Source organism: Streptomyces sp. NPDC034099 (genome assembly GCF_055575415.1).
This window is the reverse complement of the sequence record NZ_JBVISR010000019.1, coordinates 37,881-52,716: the sequence shown is the minus strand read 5'-3', so window position 1 is coordinate 52,716 and position 14,836 is coordinate 37,881. Positions and strand designations below refer to the sequence as shown.

Sequence of the window (14,836 nt, the reverse complement as noted above, 5' to 3'; positions counted from 1 at the left end):
CGCGTCCCGCGGCGCTCAGAGTCCGGGCGCTCCCCACACGGGGAACCAGCGGCCCAGGTCGCCCTCCACCGGCAGCTCGTCGTCGAGCGCGGCCCGTATCCGCAGCTCGAGCGCGTTGTCCCGCTGCTGCCGCCCGCCGGACAGCGGCGCGAAGGGGTAGAACGTGCCGCGCTTGTAGAGGTAGACGAGGGCGAGCCGCCGCCCGTCGTCGGCCACGAAACCGGCCAGGGAGCACAGCAGCCGTGGGCCGAAACCGGCCGCCTCCAAGGTGCTGTTCACCGCGTGCAGGTCGTTCACCAGGACCGGCAGCTCTCCCGGAGAGCGGTGCGAGACGAGCCAGGAGTAGCCGTAGGCGTCGTGGCTCAGCTCCACCGGGGTGCGGCCGGCGTCCGCGTCCAGCAGGGCGCGGATCTCGCGGTGCGTGCGCTCGAAGGCGGCGCCCTCGACCGTCGCGAAGCACACCGCCCCCTGTCCGGTGGGCCTGAACCCGGCCGCGGCCTCCAGGCCCACCGCCGCCGAGGGCAGGGCGAAGAGCCGGTCGAGATCCGGGCCCACCGCCCTGGACCGGCCGAGCAGGATGTCCAGCAGTCCCATGCCCGTGTGCCCGCCTTCCCGTGACGTCCCGCGCCTCACGCCTTGCCGGGGGCCGTCGCCTCGCCCAGCTCGGCGGAGATCCGGCCCAGCTGGTCGAGCCGCTGCTCCAGGCTGGGGTGAGTGGCGAAGAACCGGCCGAGGCCGGGCTCACTGCCGAAGGCCGGGGTGAAGTAGAAGGCGTTGAAGGCCTGGGCCGTGCGCAGGTCCTTGGTCGGGATCCGGGCGATGTCGCCGGTGACCTTGGTGAGGGCCGCCGCCAGGGCCGAGGGGCGCCCGGTGAGCAGGGCCGCGGCCCGGTCGGCCGCCAGCTCCCGGTACCGGGACAGGGCCCGGATCAGCAGGAAGCTGAGCGCGTACACGGCCGCCGAGACGCCCATGACGACCGCCAGGACCGCCATCGTGTTCTGGTCGCGGCGCCCGCCGAAGAGCTGGGAGTAGAAGGCGAACCGCACGATCAGCCCCGCGATCACGCCGAGGAACGACGCCACCGTGATCACCGCGACGTCCTTGTGCGCCACGTGCGACAGCTCGTGCGCCAGCACGCCCTCCAGCTCCGCGGGCTCCAGCCGCCGCAGCAGCCCGGTGGTGACACAGACCACCGCGTTGTCCGGATTGCGGCCGGTGGCGAAGGCGTTGGGCATCTCCATCTCCGACACCGCGACCACCGGCTTCGGCATGTCGGCCATCGCCGCCAGCCGGTCCACCACCCCGTGCAGCTCCGGATACTCGTCCCGCTCCACGATCCGGCCGCGCATCGCGAACAGCGCGATCCGGTCGGAGAACCAGTACTGCGCCCCGAACAGCAGCGCCACGATCACCACGACCAGGACCCAGGACTTCAGCAGCGCGATCAGCGCGGCGACGAACCCCACGTACAACAGGCCGAGCAGGAAAAGAGTGATCCCCATGCGCACGGTCAACCGCCGGTCACTCCGGAAGCGGCTCTGCATCTGCACCACCTCACACAGTCGGGCACTCGTCCCGCTGTCCAGTGTGCACCCGGCACCCCGGGAGGTCAGGGGGCGCCGAGTGGCGAAAGCCGCCGGGTGATCCGGTCGAACAGGTCCGTCAGCGGCTCCCCGATGTCCCGGCCGAACCCGGTGAGCCCGTACGTGACCTGCGGCGGCGTCGTCGGCTCGACCTTCCGCCAGACCAGGCCGTCCTCGACCAGGACGCGCAGGGTCTGGGCGAGCATCTTCTCGCTGATGCCCTGGATGCTCTCGCGCAGCTCGTAGAACCGGAGGTCGTTGCGCCGCAGGGCGATCAGCACCCAGATGCCCCACCTGCTGGTCACATGGTCGACCACGTCGCGCGCCAGGCAGTCGGTGTGAAACACGTCATACCGCTCGCCGGTCCCGACCCGTCTGTGCTGCACGCCTTCCGTCATGTCATGAGCTTACCTCCAGGTATGCCCTTACCAAAAGTTAGTCCGCGCTCCTAGCGTGCAGGTACACAGAGGACATCCGAGAAGGAGCTGGACATGATCGTGGTGACCGGGGCGACCGGCAACATCGGGCGGCCGCTGACGCGGGCGCTGGCAGCGGCGGGCGAGCAGGTGACGGCGGTGTCACGGCACCCGGCCGCGGTCCCGGACGGCGTCCGCCACCTGGTGGCCGACCTCGCCGACCCGGCCGGCCTGCGGCCCGCGCTGGCCGGGGCGAAGTCGCTGTTCCTGCTGCTCTCCGGCGACCTGCACGCCCTCGGCGCCCACCCGGCCGACATCATCGGCGAAGCCGTGGACAGCGGGGTCCGCCGCATCGTCCTGCTCTCCACGCTCGGCGTGGTGACCAGGCCCTTCGGGGCGACGCGGATCGCGATGCGGGAGCTGGAGGACACGGTGCGGGAATCCGGCCTGGAATGGGCCGTGCTGCGGCCCGGCGGCTTCGCCTCCAACGCCCTGTGGTGGGCCGAGTCCGTCCGCGAACGACGGGTCGTCGCCGCGCCCTTCGGCGACGTCGGAGTACCGGTCGTCGACCCCGCGGACATCGCCGCGGTGGCGGCGGCCTGTCTGCTGGAGGACCGGCACACCGGCGGCGCGTACGAGCTGACCGGCCCGGAGGTGATCACTCCGCGCGGGCAGACCAAGGCCGTCGCCGCCGCGCTGGGCTCACCCGTGGCCTTCCACGAGCTGACCCGCGACGAGGCCAGGGCCGCCATGGCACGGAGCATGCCGACGGAGCTGGCCGACGACACCCTGGACATCCTCGGCAACCCGAGCCCGGCCGAACAGCGCGTCAGCCCGGACGTCGAGCGGGTCCTCGGCCGCGCCCCGCGCCCCTTCGCCGACTGGGCCGCCCGCAACGTCACCGCGTTCCGCTGAGACCGGCGCCGCCCCTGGTACGGCTAGTACGGCGCACGGAAGTTGAGGTAGCCCAGCAGCACGATCACCGCGGCCACGCAGCCGAGGACCACGGCGGTGGACACCCACGACGACCGGCGCCCGGAGCCCACGTGATCGGGGTCGGCGCGGAAGGGGACCGGGCCGGGAGGGTTCTCCTTCCAGCGCGCGGCGAGCATCCGGGCACGCGCCGAGGGCTCCTTGTGCTGGGCGCCGTCCGCCCACCTCAGGTCGTACTCGCGCTCCTCGTCGTCGCGCTCCGGCATCTCCGGCACTCTCCCCGTCCCCCTGACTCGAACAACCGTGTCAGTAGACATGATCCCGGCCCGCCCGCACCCTGTGAAGGGTTTCGGCCACGCACGACGGCGCCCCCGCCCCCGGGAAACGGGGACGGGGGCGCCGTCCGGGTCGGCGTGAGGCGTCGATCACACGTCGAAGTACAGCTCGAACTCGTGCGGGTGCGGACGCAGCTGCAGCGGCGCGATCTCGTTGGCGCGCTTGAAGTCGATCCACGTCTCGATCAGGTCCGGCGTGAAGACGTCGCCCTGGAGCAGGAACTCGTGGTCGGCCTCCAGGCGGTCCAGGACCGCGCCCAGGGAGGTCGGGACCTGCGCCACGTTCGCGTGCTCCTCGGGAGCCAGCTCGTAGAGGTCCTTGTCGATCGGCTCGGCCGGCTCGATCTTGTTCCTGATGCCGTCCAGGCCCGCCATCAGCAGCGCCGAGAACGCCAGGTACGGGTTGCCGGAGGCGTCCGGGGCGCGGAACTCGACGCGCTTGGCCTTCGGGTTCGAGCCCGTGATCGGGATCCGCATCGCGGCCGAGCGGTTGCGCTGCGAGTACACCAGGTTCACCGGCGCCTCGAAGCCCGGCACCAGGCGGTGGTACGAGTTCACCGTCGGGTTGGTGAAGGCCAGCAGCGACGGGGCGTGCTTGAGGATGCCGCCGATGTAGTAGCGGGCGGTGTCCGACAGGCCGGCGTAGCCCTGCTCGTCGTAGAAGAGCGGCTCGCCGCCCGACCACAGCGACTGGTGGACGTGCATGCCCGAGCCGTTGTCACCGAAGATCGGCTTCGGCATGAAGGTCGCCGTCTTGCCGTTCTTCCAGGCCACGTTCTTCACGATGTACTTGAAGAGCTGGAGGTCGTCCGCGGCCGCGAGCAGCGTGTTGAACTTGTAGTTGATCTCGGCCTGGCCGGCGGTGCCCACCTCGTGGTGCTGGCGCTCGACCTTCAGGCCGGACCGCTCCAGCTCCAGGGAGATCTCGGCGCGCAGGTCGGCGAAGTGGTCGACCGGCGGGACCGGGAAGTAACCGCCCTTGTAGCGGACCTTGTAACCGCGGTTGTCCTCCAGGGCACCGGTGTTCCAGGCGCCGGCCTCGGAGTCGATGTGGTAAAAGGACTCGTTCGCACTGGTGGCGAAGCGGACGGAGTCGAAGACGTAGAACTCGGCCTCGGGGCCGAAGAACGCCGTGTCGGCGATGCCCGTGGAGGCCAGGTACGCCTCGGCCTTCTTCGCCACGTTCCGCGGGTCGCGGGAGTACTGCTCGCCCGTGATCGGGTCGTGGATGAAGAAGTTGATGTTGAGCGTCTTGTCGCGGCGGAACGGGTCGACGCGCGCGGTGGACAGGTCGGGGCGCAGGGCCATGTCCGACTCGTGGATGGCCTGGAAGCCGCGGATCGAGGATCCGTCGAAGGCCTGCTCGTCGTCGGGGTCGAACGCCTCGGCGGGCAACGTGAAGTGCTGCATGACGCCCGGCAGGTCGCAGAACCGGACATCGACGAACTTGACGTCCTCGTCCGCGATGAACTTCTTGACGTCGTCGGCGTTCTGGAACATCCAGCTCCTCCTACTCCCGACCGTCCCGCCGGGTTGGTAGATCGTTCGTGCGGCCAGTGCGGGTGGCACACGCTTCCTCGACCCTAGGGACGGGTGATTTCTCGGGCGTGACCCATTTGTTTCGCAGAAGTTAACCGGCTCCCTCCCCAGCCTAGGCCGGATCGGGGGCCCGCACACCCCGCCGTTCCCGGTACGTATACGGGCGCAGTACCGTGTTCGGGTGGACAACAGGCAAGCAATCGGATCGTGGCTCTCCGGCCCCCGCGCGGCCGTGGAAGAGGCCGGCGCCGATCTCGGGCACCGCGGCGAGCAGCTCGGTCTGCCCGAGGAGGGACCGGGTTCGATCGCCCGGCCGGGCAGGCGGCTCGGCGCGCTGGCCGTCGACTGGGCCCTGTGCTCCCTGATCGCATACGGGCTGATCACGGGCAGCTACGGGCAGACGGCGAGCAACTGGGCGCTGCTGATCTTCTTCGTGCTGAGCGTGCTGACCGTCGGCACGGTCGGCTTCACCCCGGGCAAGCGCCTGCTGGGCCTGCGGGTCGTGGACCTCGCCACCGGACGCCCCAGCCCGCTGCGCGCCCTGCTGCGCTCGGTCCTGCTGTGCCTCGCCCTTCCGGCGCTGATCTGGGACCGCGACGGCCGGGGCCTGCACGACCGGCTGGCGCGCACCGTCGAAGTCCGGATCTGACCCGCACGCCACACGACGCCGGCACGACGACCGGTACGGCGAAGGGGGCGGCCCGAGTGATCGGGCCGCCCCCTTCGCCGTACCGGCGTCTCGGAGTCCTACGGGGTCAGCGCTGCCTGGGGTTGCCGCCCCTGGGCATCCGCATGCCCTTGGGCATCGGGCCCTTGGGCAGCGGCATGTTGCTCATCAGGTCGCCCAGGGCGCGCAGCCGGTCGTTGGTCACGGTGACCTGCGGACCGCTCAGGACGCGGGGGAGCTTGAGCATGGTCGTGCGCAGCTTCTTCAGCTCGACCTGGCCCTCGCCGGTGCCCACGAGCAGGTCGTGCACGGGGACGTCGGAGACGATGCGGTTCATCTTCTTCTTCTCGGCCGCGAGCAGGGACTTCACCCGGTTCGGGTTGCCCTCCGCGACCAGCACGATGCCCGCCTTGCCGACCGCGCGGTGCACCACGTCCTGGTTGCGGTTCATCGCCACCGCGGGGGTCGTGGTCCAGCCCCGGCCGATGTTGTCCAGTACGGCCGCCGCGGCGCCCGGCTGTCCCTCCATCTGGCCGAAGGCCGCCCGCTCGGCCCGGCGCCCGAAGACGATCGCCGTCGCGAGGAAGGCGAGCAGCAGGCCCAGGATGCCGAGATAGATGGGGTGACCGATCAGGAAACCGATCGCGAGGAGGACACCGAAGACGACGATGCCGACACCCGCGAGCACAAGACCGATCTTCTTGTCGGCCTTGCGGGTCATCTTGTAGGTCAGAGCGATCTGCTTCAGTCGCCCGGGATTCGCAGCGTCCGCTGCAGGTTCCTTCCTCGCCATGGCACGAAGTCTACGTGTCCCCGAAAGCGCCGACGACGCCAGTGCCCGGCAGTGCCCGGCGAGGGGAGAGGCGGGACGCGGTCAGGGGCGGCCGGCGACGGACTGCCGCAGCGCGCGCTCCGTCTCGATCCGGTCCTTGGCGCGGCGGCGGTCCTCCAGGACGGAGTTCCAGGCGTTGCGCCGGGCGGTGCGCTGGCCGCCGCTCATCAGCAGCGACTCGACGGCCCGCAGGGCGGTGGTGAACGACGGGATGGCGGTGGCGCGGACGGCGGTGGGGCGAACGGGCGCGGCCTGCATCGTGGAGGTCCCCCCTCGGTACGGCTCCGGGTACGGAGACGGGTGTACGTGATGGTGTACGTGCTGTGATTCCAGGGTCACTGATTGGTGTTACCAGGGCGTGACCCGCCGGTCAAACGCACATGAATCCGCGTGGCCGGGTCCCGGAACGGGCTCGCGGCCCCGACCGGTGTCCTCATCAGCGAGGACGGTCGGAGCCGCGGCATCTCGGCCATTACCGGCCGGTAGTGGCTTGTGCGGGACTTCACACGGTGGCGGACCGGCGCTGCTCCATGGCCATGCCGTAGAGCCGTCCGGCCCGGTACGACGAGCGCACCAGCGGGCCCGACATCACGCCGGAGAAACCGATCTGCTCGGCCTCCTCCTTCAGCTCCACGAACTCGTGCGGCTTGACCCAGCGCTCCACGGGGTGGTGGCGCACGGACGGGCGAAGGTACTGCGTGATGGTGATCAGCTCGCAGCCGGCCTCGTGCAACTGCTCCAGCGCCTCGCTGATCTCCTGGCGGGTCTCGCCCATGCCGAGGATCAGGTTCGACTTGGTGACCAGGCCGTAGTCGCGGGCCTCGGTGATGACCTTCAGGGAGCGGTCGTAGCGGAAGCCCGGGCGGATGCGCTTGAAGATCCGCGGGACCGTCTCGACGTTGTGCGCGAAGACCTCGGGGCGGGAGTCGAAGACCTCCCGGAGCAGCTCCGGGACCGCGTTGAAGTCGGGGGCCAGCAGCTCGACCTTGGTGCGGCCGGCCTCGCGGCCGGCGGTCTGCTGGTGGATCTGGCGCACCGTCTCCGCGTACAGCCACGCGCCGCCGTCCGGGAGGTCGTCGCGGGCGACGCCGGTGATGGTGGCGTAGTTCAGGTCCATGGTGACCACGGACTCGCCGACGCGGCGCGGCTCGTCCCGGTCGAGCGCCTCGGGCTTGCCGGTGTCGATCTGGCAGAAGTCACAGCGCCGGGTGCACTGGTCGCCGCCGATGAGGAAGGTCGCCTCGCGGTCCTCCCAGCACTCGTAGATGTTGGGGCAGCCGGCTTCCTGGCAGACCGTGTGCAGGCCCTCGCTCTTCACGAGGTTCTGCATCTTGGTGTATTCGGGGCCCATTTTCGCCCGGGTCTTGATCCACTCGGGCTTGCGCTCGATGGGGGTCTGGCTGTTGCGGACCTCCAGGCGCAGCATCTTGCGTCCGTCGGGTGCGACTGCGGACACGACCGGCTCCCTAGCGTTTGATTCTTCGGCGTTCTTCAGGGTACGCCCGTTGATTTGGTGGTCGGCTTTGGTGCTGGCCCTGCCGGGGGCTGCCGCCCCCAGGCCCCGCTCCGGCCTGAACGGCCTCGTCCTCAAACGCCGGACGGGCTGGTTTTATGCCGCCGGGGCTTTCTCGATCACCCTCGGCTTCAGGTCCGCGTGCTCAAGGACGTCCCGGAGATGGCGTTCGGCCACCGGGAGGACCTCCTCGATGGTCACGTCGCGGCCGAGTTCGCCCGCCAGGGACGCGACGCCCGCATCGCGGATGCCGCAGGGGATGATCTTGTCGAACCACTTGTTGTCGGGGTTCACGTTCAGTGCGAAGCCGTGCATCGTGACGCCCTTGGCGACCCGGATGCCGATCGCGGCGATCTTGCGGTCCTCGCGGCGCTGGCCGGCGTTGGACGGGGCGTAGTCGGGGCCGTTGAGGCGGGGGTCGAACTCCTCGTCCGTCAGGCGCGGGTCGAAGTCCAGGGACAGGCCGCCGAGCTTCGGCCGCTGCTCGACCGGGTCACCGAGGACCCAGACGCCGCTGCGTCCCTCGACCCGGCTGGTCCGAAGGCCGAACTCCGCGCAGGTGCGGATCAGGGCCTCCTCCAGGCGGCGGACGTGGGCCACCACGTCGACCGGACGCGGGAGCTTCTGGATGGGGTAGCCCACCAGCTGGCCCGGACCGTGCCAGGTGATCTTGCCTCCCCGGTCCACGTCGACGACCGGGGTGCCGTCCAGGGGACGCTCGCTGTCCTGGGTGCGCCGGCCTGCGGTGTAGACCGGCGGGTGTTCGAGAAGCAGTACGGTGTCGGGGATCTCGTCGGCGAACCGCGCGGCGTGCACCCGGCGCTGCTCGTCCCACGCCTCCTGGTACTCGACGCGTTCGGCACCGAACCCCATCCGGACGAAGCGCAGCTCACTCACGGCACGTGCCTCCCTGCAAGGTCGTAAGGCACGAAGCGTGCCCAAGCCACTGTACGACCGCCCGCTCGTCGTCAGCCGGGCGGGCAATCCTCACACGATCGGATGAATGCTGGGCGAATTGTGCGATCGGGTGCTTACTCTCCGCTACATTCACGCCGTTCACGAGGCCATAAGGGCTGCTCACAGGCGCTCCGGGCACTTCGAACGCCCGGAAGGCAGGAGACCGCACCGCACCATGACGGAACGACCCGCGCAGCGCACCCCCAACCGCCAGCTCGCCGCGCTCATCGCCGAAGCGGGGTTCTCGAACGCGGGTCTCGCGCGTCGCGTCGACCAGCTGGGACTCGAACACGGCCTGGACCTGAGATATGACAAGACGTCCGTCACCCGGTGGCTGCGCGGTCAGCAGCCCCGCGGCACCACCCCGGCCCTGATCGCCGAGGTCTTCACCCGGCGCCTGGGCCGCCGCCTGACCGCCCAGGACCTCGGCCTGGACGCCTGCGCGCCCGTCTACGCGGGCCTGGAGTTCGCCGGGAGCCCGGAAGAGGCCGTCGACATCGTCGGCGGGCTGTGGCGCAAGGACTCCGGCAGCCACGCCGAACTGCGGAAGATCGCCTTCACTCCGGCCGGGCTCGTGGTGCCCAGCCGCGACTGGCTGATCGGCCGCGCCGACGAGAAGGTGGCCCGCACCGAGGTGCCCGTCCGCATCCCCGCGCAGGGCCGCCCCTCGACCCCCAGGCTCGCCGTCCCGCTCGACCCGTCCAGGCGCCGGGCCCCCGCCGAGCGCGGCCCCGGCCAGAAGGTCAGCGGCGGCGACCTCGCCGCGCTGCGCTCGGTCGGCGAGCTGTTCCGCAGCCTCGACGACCGGTACGGCGGGGGCCACGCCCGCCAGGCCCTGGTGCGCTACCTGGAGCACGAGCTGGAACCGATGCTCCGCGGCACCTACGGCGAGCAGACCGGCCGCCGCCTCTTCGCGGCCGCCGCCGACCTCACCCGGCTCGCGGGCTGGACCTCGTACGACATCGCCGCGCACGGTCTCGCCCAGCGGTACTTCGTGCAGGCGCTGCGGCTGTCGCAGGCGGCGGCGGACCGGGCGTACGGCTCGTACGTGCTGGTCACCATGAGCCGGCAGGCCGTCTACCTGGGCCACGGGCGGGAGGCCGTGCAGCTCGCCCGGGTGGCCCAGCAGGGCGTGGGGACCTCCGCGCCGCCGGTCGTGCAGACCCTGCTGCACGCCGCCGAGGCGCGGGCGCACGGCGTCCTCGGGGAGGTGCGGGCGTGCACGGCGGCGCTGGTGCGGGCCGAGCGCGCGATGGAGGCCGCCCGGCCCGGCGACGAGGTGCCGCACTGGGCGCGCTTCTTCGACGAGGCGCAGCTCGCCGACGAGTTCGGGCACTGCCACCGCGACCTGCAGCAGTTCCGCGCCGCCGCCCAGCACGCGGAGCGCTCGCTGCAACTGCGCGCGCCGGTCTACGCTCGCAGCCGGCTGTTCTGCCGGGTCGTCCTCGCCACCGCGCGCCTCGGTCTCGGCGAGCTGGACCAGGCCTGCCAGCTGGCCGCCGAGGCGGCGGGGCAGGCGGCCGAGATGCGCTCGGTGCGGGCCGCGGAGTACGTCCGCGACTTCGAGCGCCGCCTGGAGCCGTACCGGGACGCCGCCCCGGTACGGGGCTACCGGGACAAGGTGGCCGCCCTGGGATAGCGCCGGACCCCGGGCCTAGGCCGCGTGGGCCGTCGCCGTCGGTTCCGCCGAGTGCATCGGCCGGCCCGCGCCCAGGTCGGTCAGGATCGCCGCCGCGGCCCGGTGGCCCGAGTGCAGCGCGCCCTGGGCGGTGCTGGTGTCGCGGTGGTCGCCGCACACGTACAGCCCGGCCAGCAGCCGTACCGGCCTGCGCGGGTCGTGCGGCGGGCGCATCGCGGGCACCGCCTCGGGCGTGTGGTGCACGGCGAGGGTCTCCCAGCGGGTGGTGGGGGTGCCGTAGAGGCGGGAGAGGTGCATGCGTACGGCGGTGTCGGGATCGGGCGGGGGAGGGCCGAGGACCGTCGAGGAGACCAGGGTGCGTCCGGCGGGCGCGCGGGACGGGTCCACCTGGCTGATCTGCGCCGTGTGGGCGACCGGGCCGCCCCGGTCGGCGTCGAGCAGCAGGGCCGCGCCGGTGGTCGTCGGCTCGTCGGTCGTGTGGTGGACCACCGTCACCGGGTGGAAGTCCGGCACCCTCAGACCCGGCAGCAGTTCGGCCGCCGCACGGGCGTCGGTCGCCACCAGCACGGCCCGGCAGCGGATGACGCCGTGCTCCGCGGTGGTCACGGCGTTGGTCGCGACCGAGGTGACGCGGACGCCGGTGTGCACGGTGCCCGGCGGCAGGGACCGCGCCATGTGCTCCGGCAGTGCCTCGGCGCCGCCCTCCGGCAGCGCGAGCCGTCCGCCGGCGAAGGCGCGCAGCGCGAGGTCCGCGCACCGGCTGGACGTCGTGAGGTCCGGGTCGTACAGCAGGGCGGCGAGCAGCGGGCGCAGGAAGCCGTCGATGGTGCGGGGCGGCAGTCCGCGGGCCGCCAGTGCCCGGGCGGCGGGCAGCTCCGGCCGGGCCAGCAGCCGTTCGGCCGGTGTGTGCGCGAGCCGGGCCAGCGCGGCACCGAGCCGGGCCTGGTCCACGGCCGTGCCGAGCGGGGCACCGGCCCGGGTGCGGGGCGCGTCGGCGGGCCCGCCGGACGCGGCGGGCGGACCGATCGGGCGCCGGGGCGCGGGCATCGAGCGGGGGGCGCTCGCGAGGGCGCGCACGGCATGGAGTGCGCCCCGTGCGCTCCGTACGCCCGCCGGGGCGCCCGCGCGGTGGTGACGGCCCTCGCTGTGCAGCAGGACCCCGGGGGCGAAGGGCAGCAGCGCGAGGCCGTCGAGCCCGGGGGTGCGGCGCAGTTCGGGATACGCCGTGGACAGCGGCTGTCCGATTCTGTCGAGCCGGAAACCGTCGACCTTCTCGGTGGCCATCCGGCCGCCCACCGTATGGGTGGCCTCCAGGACCGTGGTCGTCACTCCTGCGCTGGTCAGCCGTTGCGCCGCGGCGAGTCCGGCGATCCCGGCCCCCACGACGACGACGTCCGCCTGGTACGCGGGCTCAAGCACGTGCCCCTCCTCGAGGTTGCGCGGCCGCTGGAGACGTCATGCCCCCAACAGGCTTGAGGAATACCCGAGTTCAAGACGAGGTTAGGGTCCGCAGCGGTCAACGGGAATCGCACGGAGGCAGCACACGGTCGCACGGCGGTCGCATACCGACCCGCCTACAGCGCCGCCCGGATCGCCCCGTCGATCTCCGGGAACGCGAAGCGGAAGCCCGACTCCAGGAGGCGGGCCGGCAGGACCCGGGCGCTGCCGAGGACGTCGCCCGCCATCTCGCCGAGCACCGCCCGCAGGACCGGCGCGGGCACCGCGAACGGCGCCGGACGGTGCAGCACCCGGCCCATGGCCACCGTCACCTCACGGTTCGTCACCGGCTGCGGGGCGGTCAGGTTGAAGGGGCCGGACAGGTCGTCGCGGTCCATGAGGTGCCGGATCGCCGCCACCTCGTCGTGCAGCGCGACGAAGGACCAGTACTGCGAGCCGTCACCCAGCCGTCCGCCGAGCCCCGCCCGGAAGAGCGGGAAGAGCCGGCCCCAGGCGCCGCCCCCGCGCGCGACGACCAGACCGGTGCGCGGGAACACCGTCCGCACGCCCGCCTCCCGGGCGGGGGCCGCCGCGGCCTCCCACTCCACGCACAGACCCGGCAGGAAGCCCTCGCCCGGGGGCGCGCTCTCGTCCACGGGCCGGTCGCCGGTCTCCCCGTAGTAGCCCATCGCACTGCCGTTCACGAAGACGCGCGGCGGCCGCTCCATCGCGGCGACGGCCTCCGCGAGCGCCGTCGTGCCGTGCACCCGGCTGCTGCGGATGAGGGTCTTGTAGGCGTCGGTCCAGCGGCGGTCGCCCACCCCGGCCCCGGCCAGATTGACCACCGCGTCGCAGCCCTCCAGCGCGGCCGCGTCCACCCACCCGTTCTCGGGGTCCCAGCGGACCTCTCCCGGGCCCTCGGGCGCGCGCCGCACCAGGCGGCACACCTCGTGCCCGTCCGCCGCCAGGGACCGCGCCAGCGCGCCGCCGATGAGACCGGACGCACCGGCCACCGCGACGCGGGAACGTCCCCTGCCGGCGCGTTTGTCCATGTGCCCGCCGTTCACGCGTCCGTCGTCCATGGGCCCATCCTGCCGGGTGGCCCGGAGAAAACCCCGGAACGGTCCCCCTCACCGCGTCGTACAGTGACCGTCATGCCAGCCCCGCACATACGCCGCGCCAGGTCAGAGGACGAAGAGCCGCTGCGCCGGATCGACCTGGAGACCTGGTCCCCTCTCCACGCCGTCTCGCCCCCGCCCGGGCCGGACGACCCCTTCTTCCGCGACATCTGCGGGCCCGACGCCCACCTGGTCGCCGAACTCGACGGCGCCGTCGTCGGCTACGTCCGCCTCGGCTTTCCCACCCCGCTGGCCTCCAACACCCACGTCCGCCAGATCCGCGGCCTCGCCGTCGCCGGCGCGGCCCGCGGCCACGGCGTGGGGCGGGCACTGGTCCGGGCCGCCGTCGAGGAGGCCCGGCAGGAGGGCTTCCGCCGCATCACCCTGCGGGTCCTCGGGCACAACACGGCCGCCCGGGGGCTTTACGAGTCGGAGGGCTTCGTCGTCGAGGGCGTACAGCCCGAGGAGTTCCACCTCGACGGCCGGTACGTCGACGACGTGCTGATGGGGCAGATGCTGACCGGGCCGCACGGCCCGGCCGAGGGCGTGCTCACGAGGTGACCGGCTCGCCCGTGTCCACCGCCCGCGTGGCGTGGGCCGCGTCGCGTGCCTCGGGAGCCACCTCAGCCGCCGTCAGCACGTATCCGGTCTCCGCGTCGGAGGTGGAACGGGCGAACACCACGCCGTACACCCGGCCGTCGGTGGTCAGCAGCGGCCCGCCCGAGTTGCCGGGGCGGACCGTGGAACGGATCGAGTAGATCTCGCGGGTGACGTTCTCGTCGTTGTAGATGTTCTGCCCGGTGGCGCGGACCCGGTTGGCGACCGTCGCCGCCCGCAGATCCAGGTCACCGCTCTGCGGATAGCCCGCCACCACCGCGGCGTCGCCGCGCGAGGCGTCCTCGTCGAACCGCAGCACCGGGGCCCTCAGGCCGGGCACGTACAGCACGGCCACGTCCTTGTCCGGGTCGAACAGCACCACCCGCGCCTCGCGGGCCGGGCCCACGCCGCCGATGCGCACGGTCGGGTCGTCGATGCCGGCCACCACGTGGGCGTTGGTCATCACGCGCTCCGGCGCGTACACGAAGCCGCTGCCCTCCCGGCCCTGGGTGCCGGTCACGCCCTCCACCTTCACCGTGCTGAGCCGGGCGGCGCGAGTGGCCGCGGGCGTGACGCTGTCTCCGGAGGGCTCGGCGACCTCGGCGGCCGACTCGTTCTCGAACGGGTTGAAGACCTGCGGGAACCCCGCGTCGGCGAGTGCCGACGTCGCTCCGGAGAACCACGCGGGGGTGGTGTCCGGCATCACCCGCTGCACCGCGCCCAGCAGCGACGAGTCCCGGATCGCCGAGGCGAGCAGCGTGGACGAGGAGGCCGCCAGAACGCTCGCCGCCACCCACGCCACGATCAGCGCCGCCGCCGAGTTCGCCACCGCCCCGCCGACCCCGTCGGCCAGCCGGAGCGGACCGGCGTCCAGCTCCCGGCGCAGCCGCAGGGCGAGACGTCCCGCCAGCTCGTGGCCCGCCATCGCCGGCAGCAGCACCGTGACCACCGCGACCACCGTCGCCGCCGTCGAGCCCCGCTCCACCAGGTCCGTCACCCACGGCAGGACCCGGACGCCGAGCGCCGCGCCGCCGACGAAGCCGGCCAGCGACACACAGCCCGCCACCAGTCCGCGCCGGTAGCCGGAGGCCGCGTAGACCAGCACCACGAGCGCCAGCACGATGTCGAGCAGGTCCACGCGAACCGCCTTTCTACCGGACCCCGGGACCCTCAGTACGCGCCGTACCGGGCCGATGATCAGCCTGAGTCGCGCGACTGTCCGAAAAGTGGCCACCCGTGCGAGCGAAGATGTGCGGTCACCCCTGAAACG

The 14,836-nt window shown here is 72.5% G+C and carries 16 protein-coding genes; 4 read left to right on the top strand and 12 right to left on the bottom strand.

Annotated features, from left to right (window positions below; translation table 11 throughout):
* Positions 1–15: 15 nt before the first annotated feature.
* From pspAB to ACZ56V_RS35695, 3 genes are all read right to left on the bottom strand, one after another.
* On the bottom strand, positions 16–594 hold the full coding sequence (gene pspAB, locus ACZ56V_RS35705) for a PspA-associated protein PspAB (RefSeq protein ID WP_467383272.1): 579 nt from the start codon (positions 592–594) through the stop codon (positions 16–18).
* Positions 595–629: 35 nt separating this feature from the next.
* A complete protein-coding gene (gene htpX / locus ACZ56V_RS35700) occupies positions 630–1,544 on the bottom strand; it encodes a zinc metalloprotease HtpX (RefSeq protein ID WP_398913925.1) in 915 nt (304 codons plus the stop codon).
* Positions 1,545–1,609: 65 nt separating this feature from the next.
* A complete protein-coding gene (locus tag ACZ56V_RS35695) occupies positions 1,610–1,981 on the bottom strand; it encodes a winged helix-turn-helix transcriptional regulator (protein WP_398913923.1) in 372 nt (123 codons plus the stop codon).
* Between the two features lie 93 nt (positions 1,982–2,074).
* Here ACZ56V_RS35695 and ACZ56V_RS35690 point away from each other — a divergent pair, with 93 nt between their 5' ends.
* Positions 2,075–2,914: an SDR family oxidoreductase gene (locus ACZ56V_RS35690; protein ID WP_468947781.1), complete on the top strand. Its 840-nt coding sequence runs from the start codon at positions 2,075–2,077 to the stop codon at positions 2,912–2,914.
* 23 nt (positions 2,915–2,937) lie between these two features.
* Here ACZ56V_RS35690 and ACZ56V_RS35685 read toward each other — a convergent pair whose 3' ends face one another.
* Positions 2,938–3,198 (bottom strand): SCO2583/SCO2584 N-terminal domain-containing protein, encoded by a 261-nt coding sequence (locus ACZ56V_RS35685; protein WP_356362281.1) that lies wholly within the window; start codon positions 3,196–3,198, stop codon positions 2,938–2,940.
* 159 nt (positions 3,199–3,357) lie between these two features.
* Entirely contained in the window at positions 3,358–4,767 is a 1,410-nt protein-coding gene (glnA, locus tag ACZ56V_RS35680; protein WP_104630851.1) for a type I glutamate--ammonia ligase, read from the bottom strand.
* Positions 4,768–4,987: 220 nt separating this feature from the next.
* Between glnA and ACZ56V_RS35675 the strand changes: the two genes are divergently transcribed.
* Positions 4,988–5,455, top strand: coding sequence for an RDD family protein (locus ACZ56V_RS35675; RefSeq protein ID WP_052839906.1), 468 nt, complete (start codon positions 4,988–4,990; stop codon positions 5,453–5,455).
* 106 nt (positions 5,456–5,561) lie between these two features.
* Here ACZ56V_RS35675 and ACZ56V_RS35670 read toward each other — a convergent pair whose 3' ends face one another.
* From ACZ56V_RS35670 to lipB, 4 genes are all read right to left on the bottom strand, one after another.
* Positions 5,562–6,266 (bottom strand): DUF4191 domain-containing protein, encoded by a 705-nt coding sequence (locus ACZ56V_RS35670; protein ID WP_104630849.1) that lies wholly within the window; start codon positions 6,264–6,266, stop codon positions 5,562–5,564.
* A gap of 81 nt (positions 6,267–6,347) precedes the next feature.
* Complete coding sequence (locus tag ACZ56V_RS35665) at positions 6,348–6,563, bottom strand: SCO2195 family GlnR-regulated protein (RefSeq protein ID WP_398913917.1); 216 nt, start codon at positions 6,561–6,563, stop codon at positions 6,348–6,350.
* A gap of 244 nt (positions 6,564–6,807) precedes the next feature.
* A complete protein-coding gene (lipA, locus tag ACZ56V_RS35660; protein WP_468947777.1) occupies positions 6,808–7,761 on the bottom strand; it encodes a lipoyl synthase in 954 nt (317 codons plus the stop codon).
* 153 nt (positions 7,762–7,914) lie between these two features.
* Positions 7,915–8,715 carry a lipoyl(octanoyl) transferase LipB gene (gene lipB, locus ACZ56V_RS35655; protein ID WP_398913915.1) on the bottom strand — a complete coding sequence of 267 codons (801 nt, stop codon included), beginning with the start codon at positions 8,713–8,715 and terminating at the stop codon, positions 7,915–7,917.
* A gap of 235 nt (positions 8,716–8,950) precedes the next feature.
* On the opposite strand from lipB, the gene ACZ56V_RS35650 reads away from it, so the two are divergent.
* Positions 8,951–10,414, top strand: coding sequence for a regulator (locus ACZ56V_RS35650; protein WP_104630845.1), 1,464 nt, complete (start codon positions 8,951–8,953; stop codon positions 10,412–10,414).
* A 15-nt stretch (positions 10,415–10,429) separates the two neighbouring features.
* On the opposite strand, the gene ACZ56V_RS35645 is transcribed toward ACZ56V_RS35650, so the two are convergent.
* Both ACZ56V_RS35645 and ACZ56V_RS35640 read right to left on the bottom strand, forming a co-directional pair.
* Positions 10,430–11,833, bottom strand: a complete 1,404-nt coding sequence (locus ACZ56V_RS35645) for an NAD(P)/FAD-dependent oxidoreductase (protein ID WP_468947774.1) — start codon at positions 11,831–11,833, stop codon at positions 10,430–10,432.
* Between the two features lie 155 nt (positions 11,834–11,988).
* A complete protein-coding gene (locus tag ACZ56V_RS35640) occupies positions 11,989–12,933 on the bottom strand; it encodes a TIGR01777 family oxidoreductase (protein ID WP_467383279.1) in 945 nt (314 codons plus the stop codon).
* Positions 12,934–13,005: 72 nt separating this feature from the next.
* Here ACZ56V_RS35640 and ACZ56V_RS35635 point away from each other — a divergent pair, with 72 nt between their 5' ends.
* Positions 13,006–13,530 (top strand): GNAT family N-acetyltransferase, encoded by a 525-nt coding sequence (locus ACZ56V_RS35635; protein ID WP_467383281.1) that lies wholly within the window; start codon positions 13,006–13,008, stop codon positions 13,528–13,530.
* Here ACZ56V_RS35635 and ACZ56V_RS35630 read toward each other — a convergent pair.
* Positions 13,520–14,704, bottom strand: coding sequence for a MarP family serine protease (locus ACZ56V_RS35630; protein WP_467383283.1), 1,185 nt, complete (start codon positions 14,702–14,704; stop codon positions 13,520–13,522). The genes ACZ56V_RS35635 and ACZ56V_RS35630 overlap by 11 nt on opposite strands.
* Between the last annotated feature and the right edge of the window lie 132 nt (positions 14,705–14,836).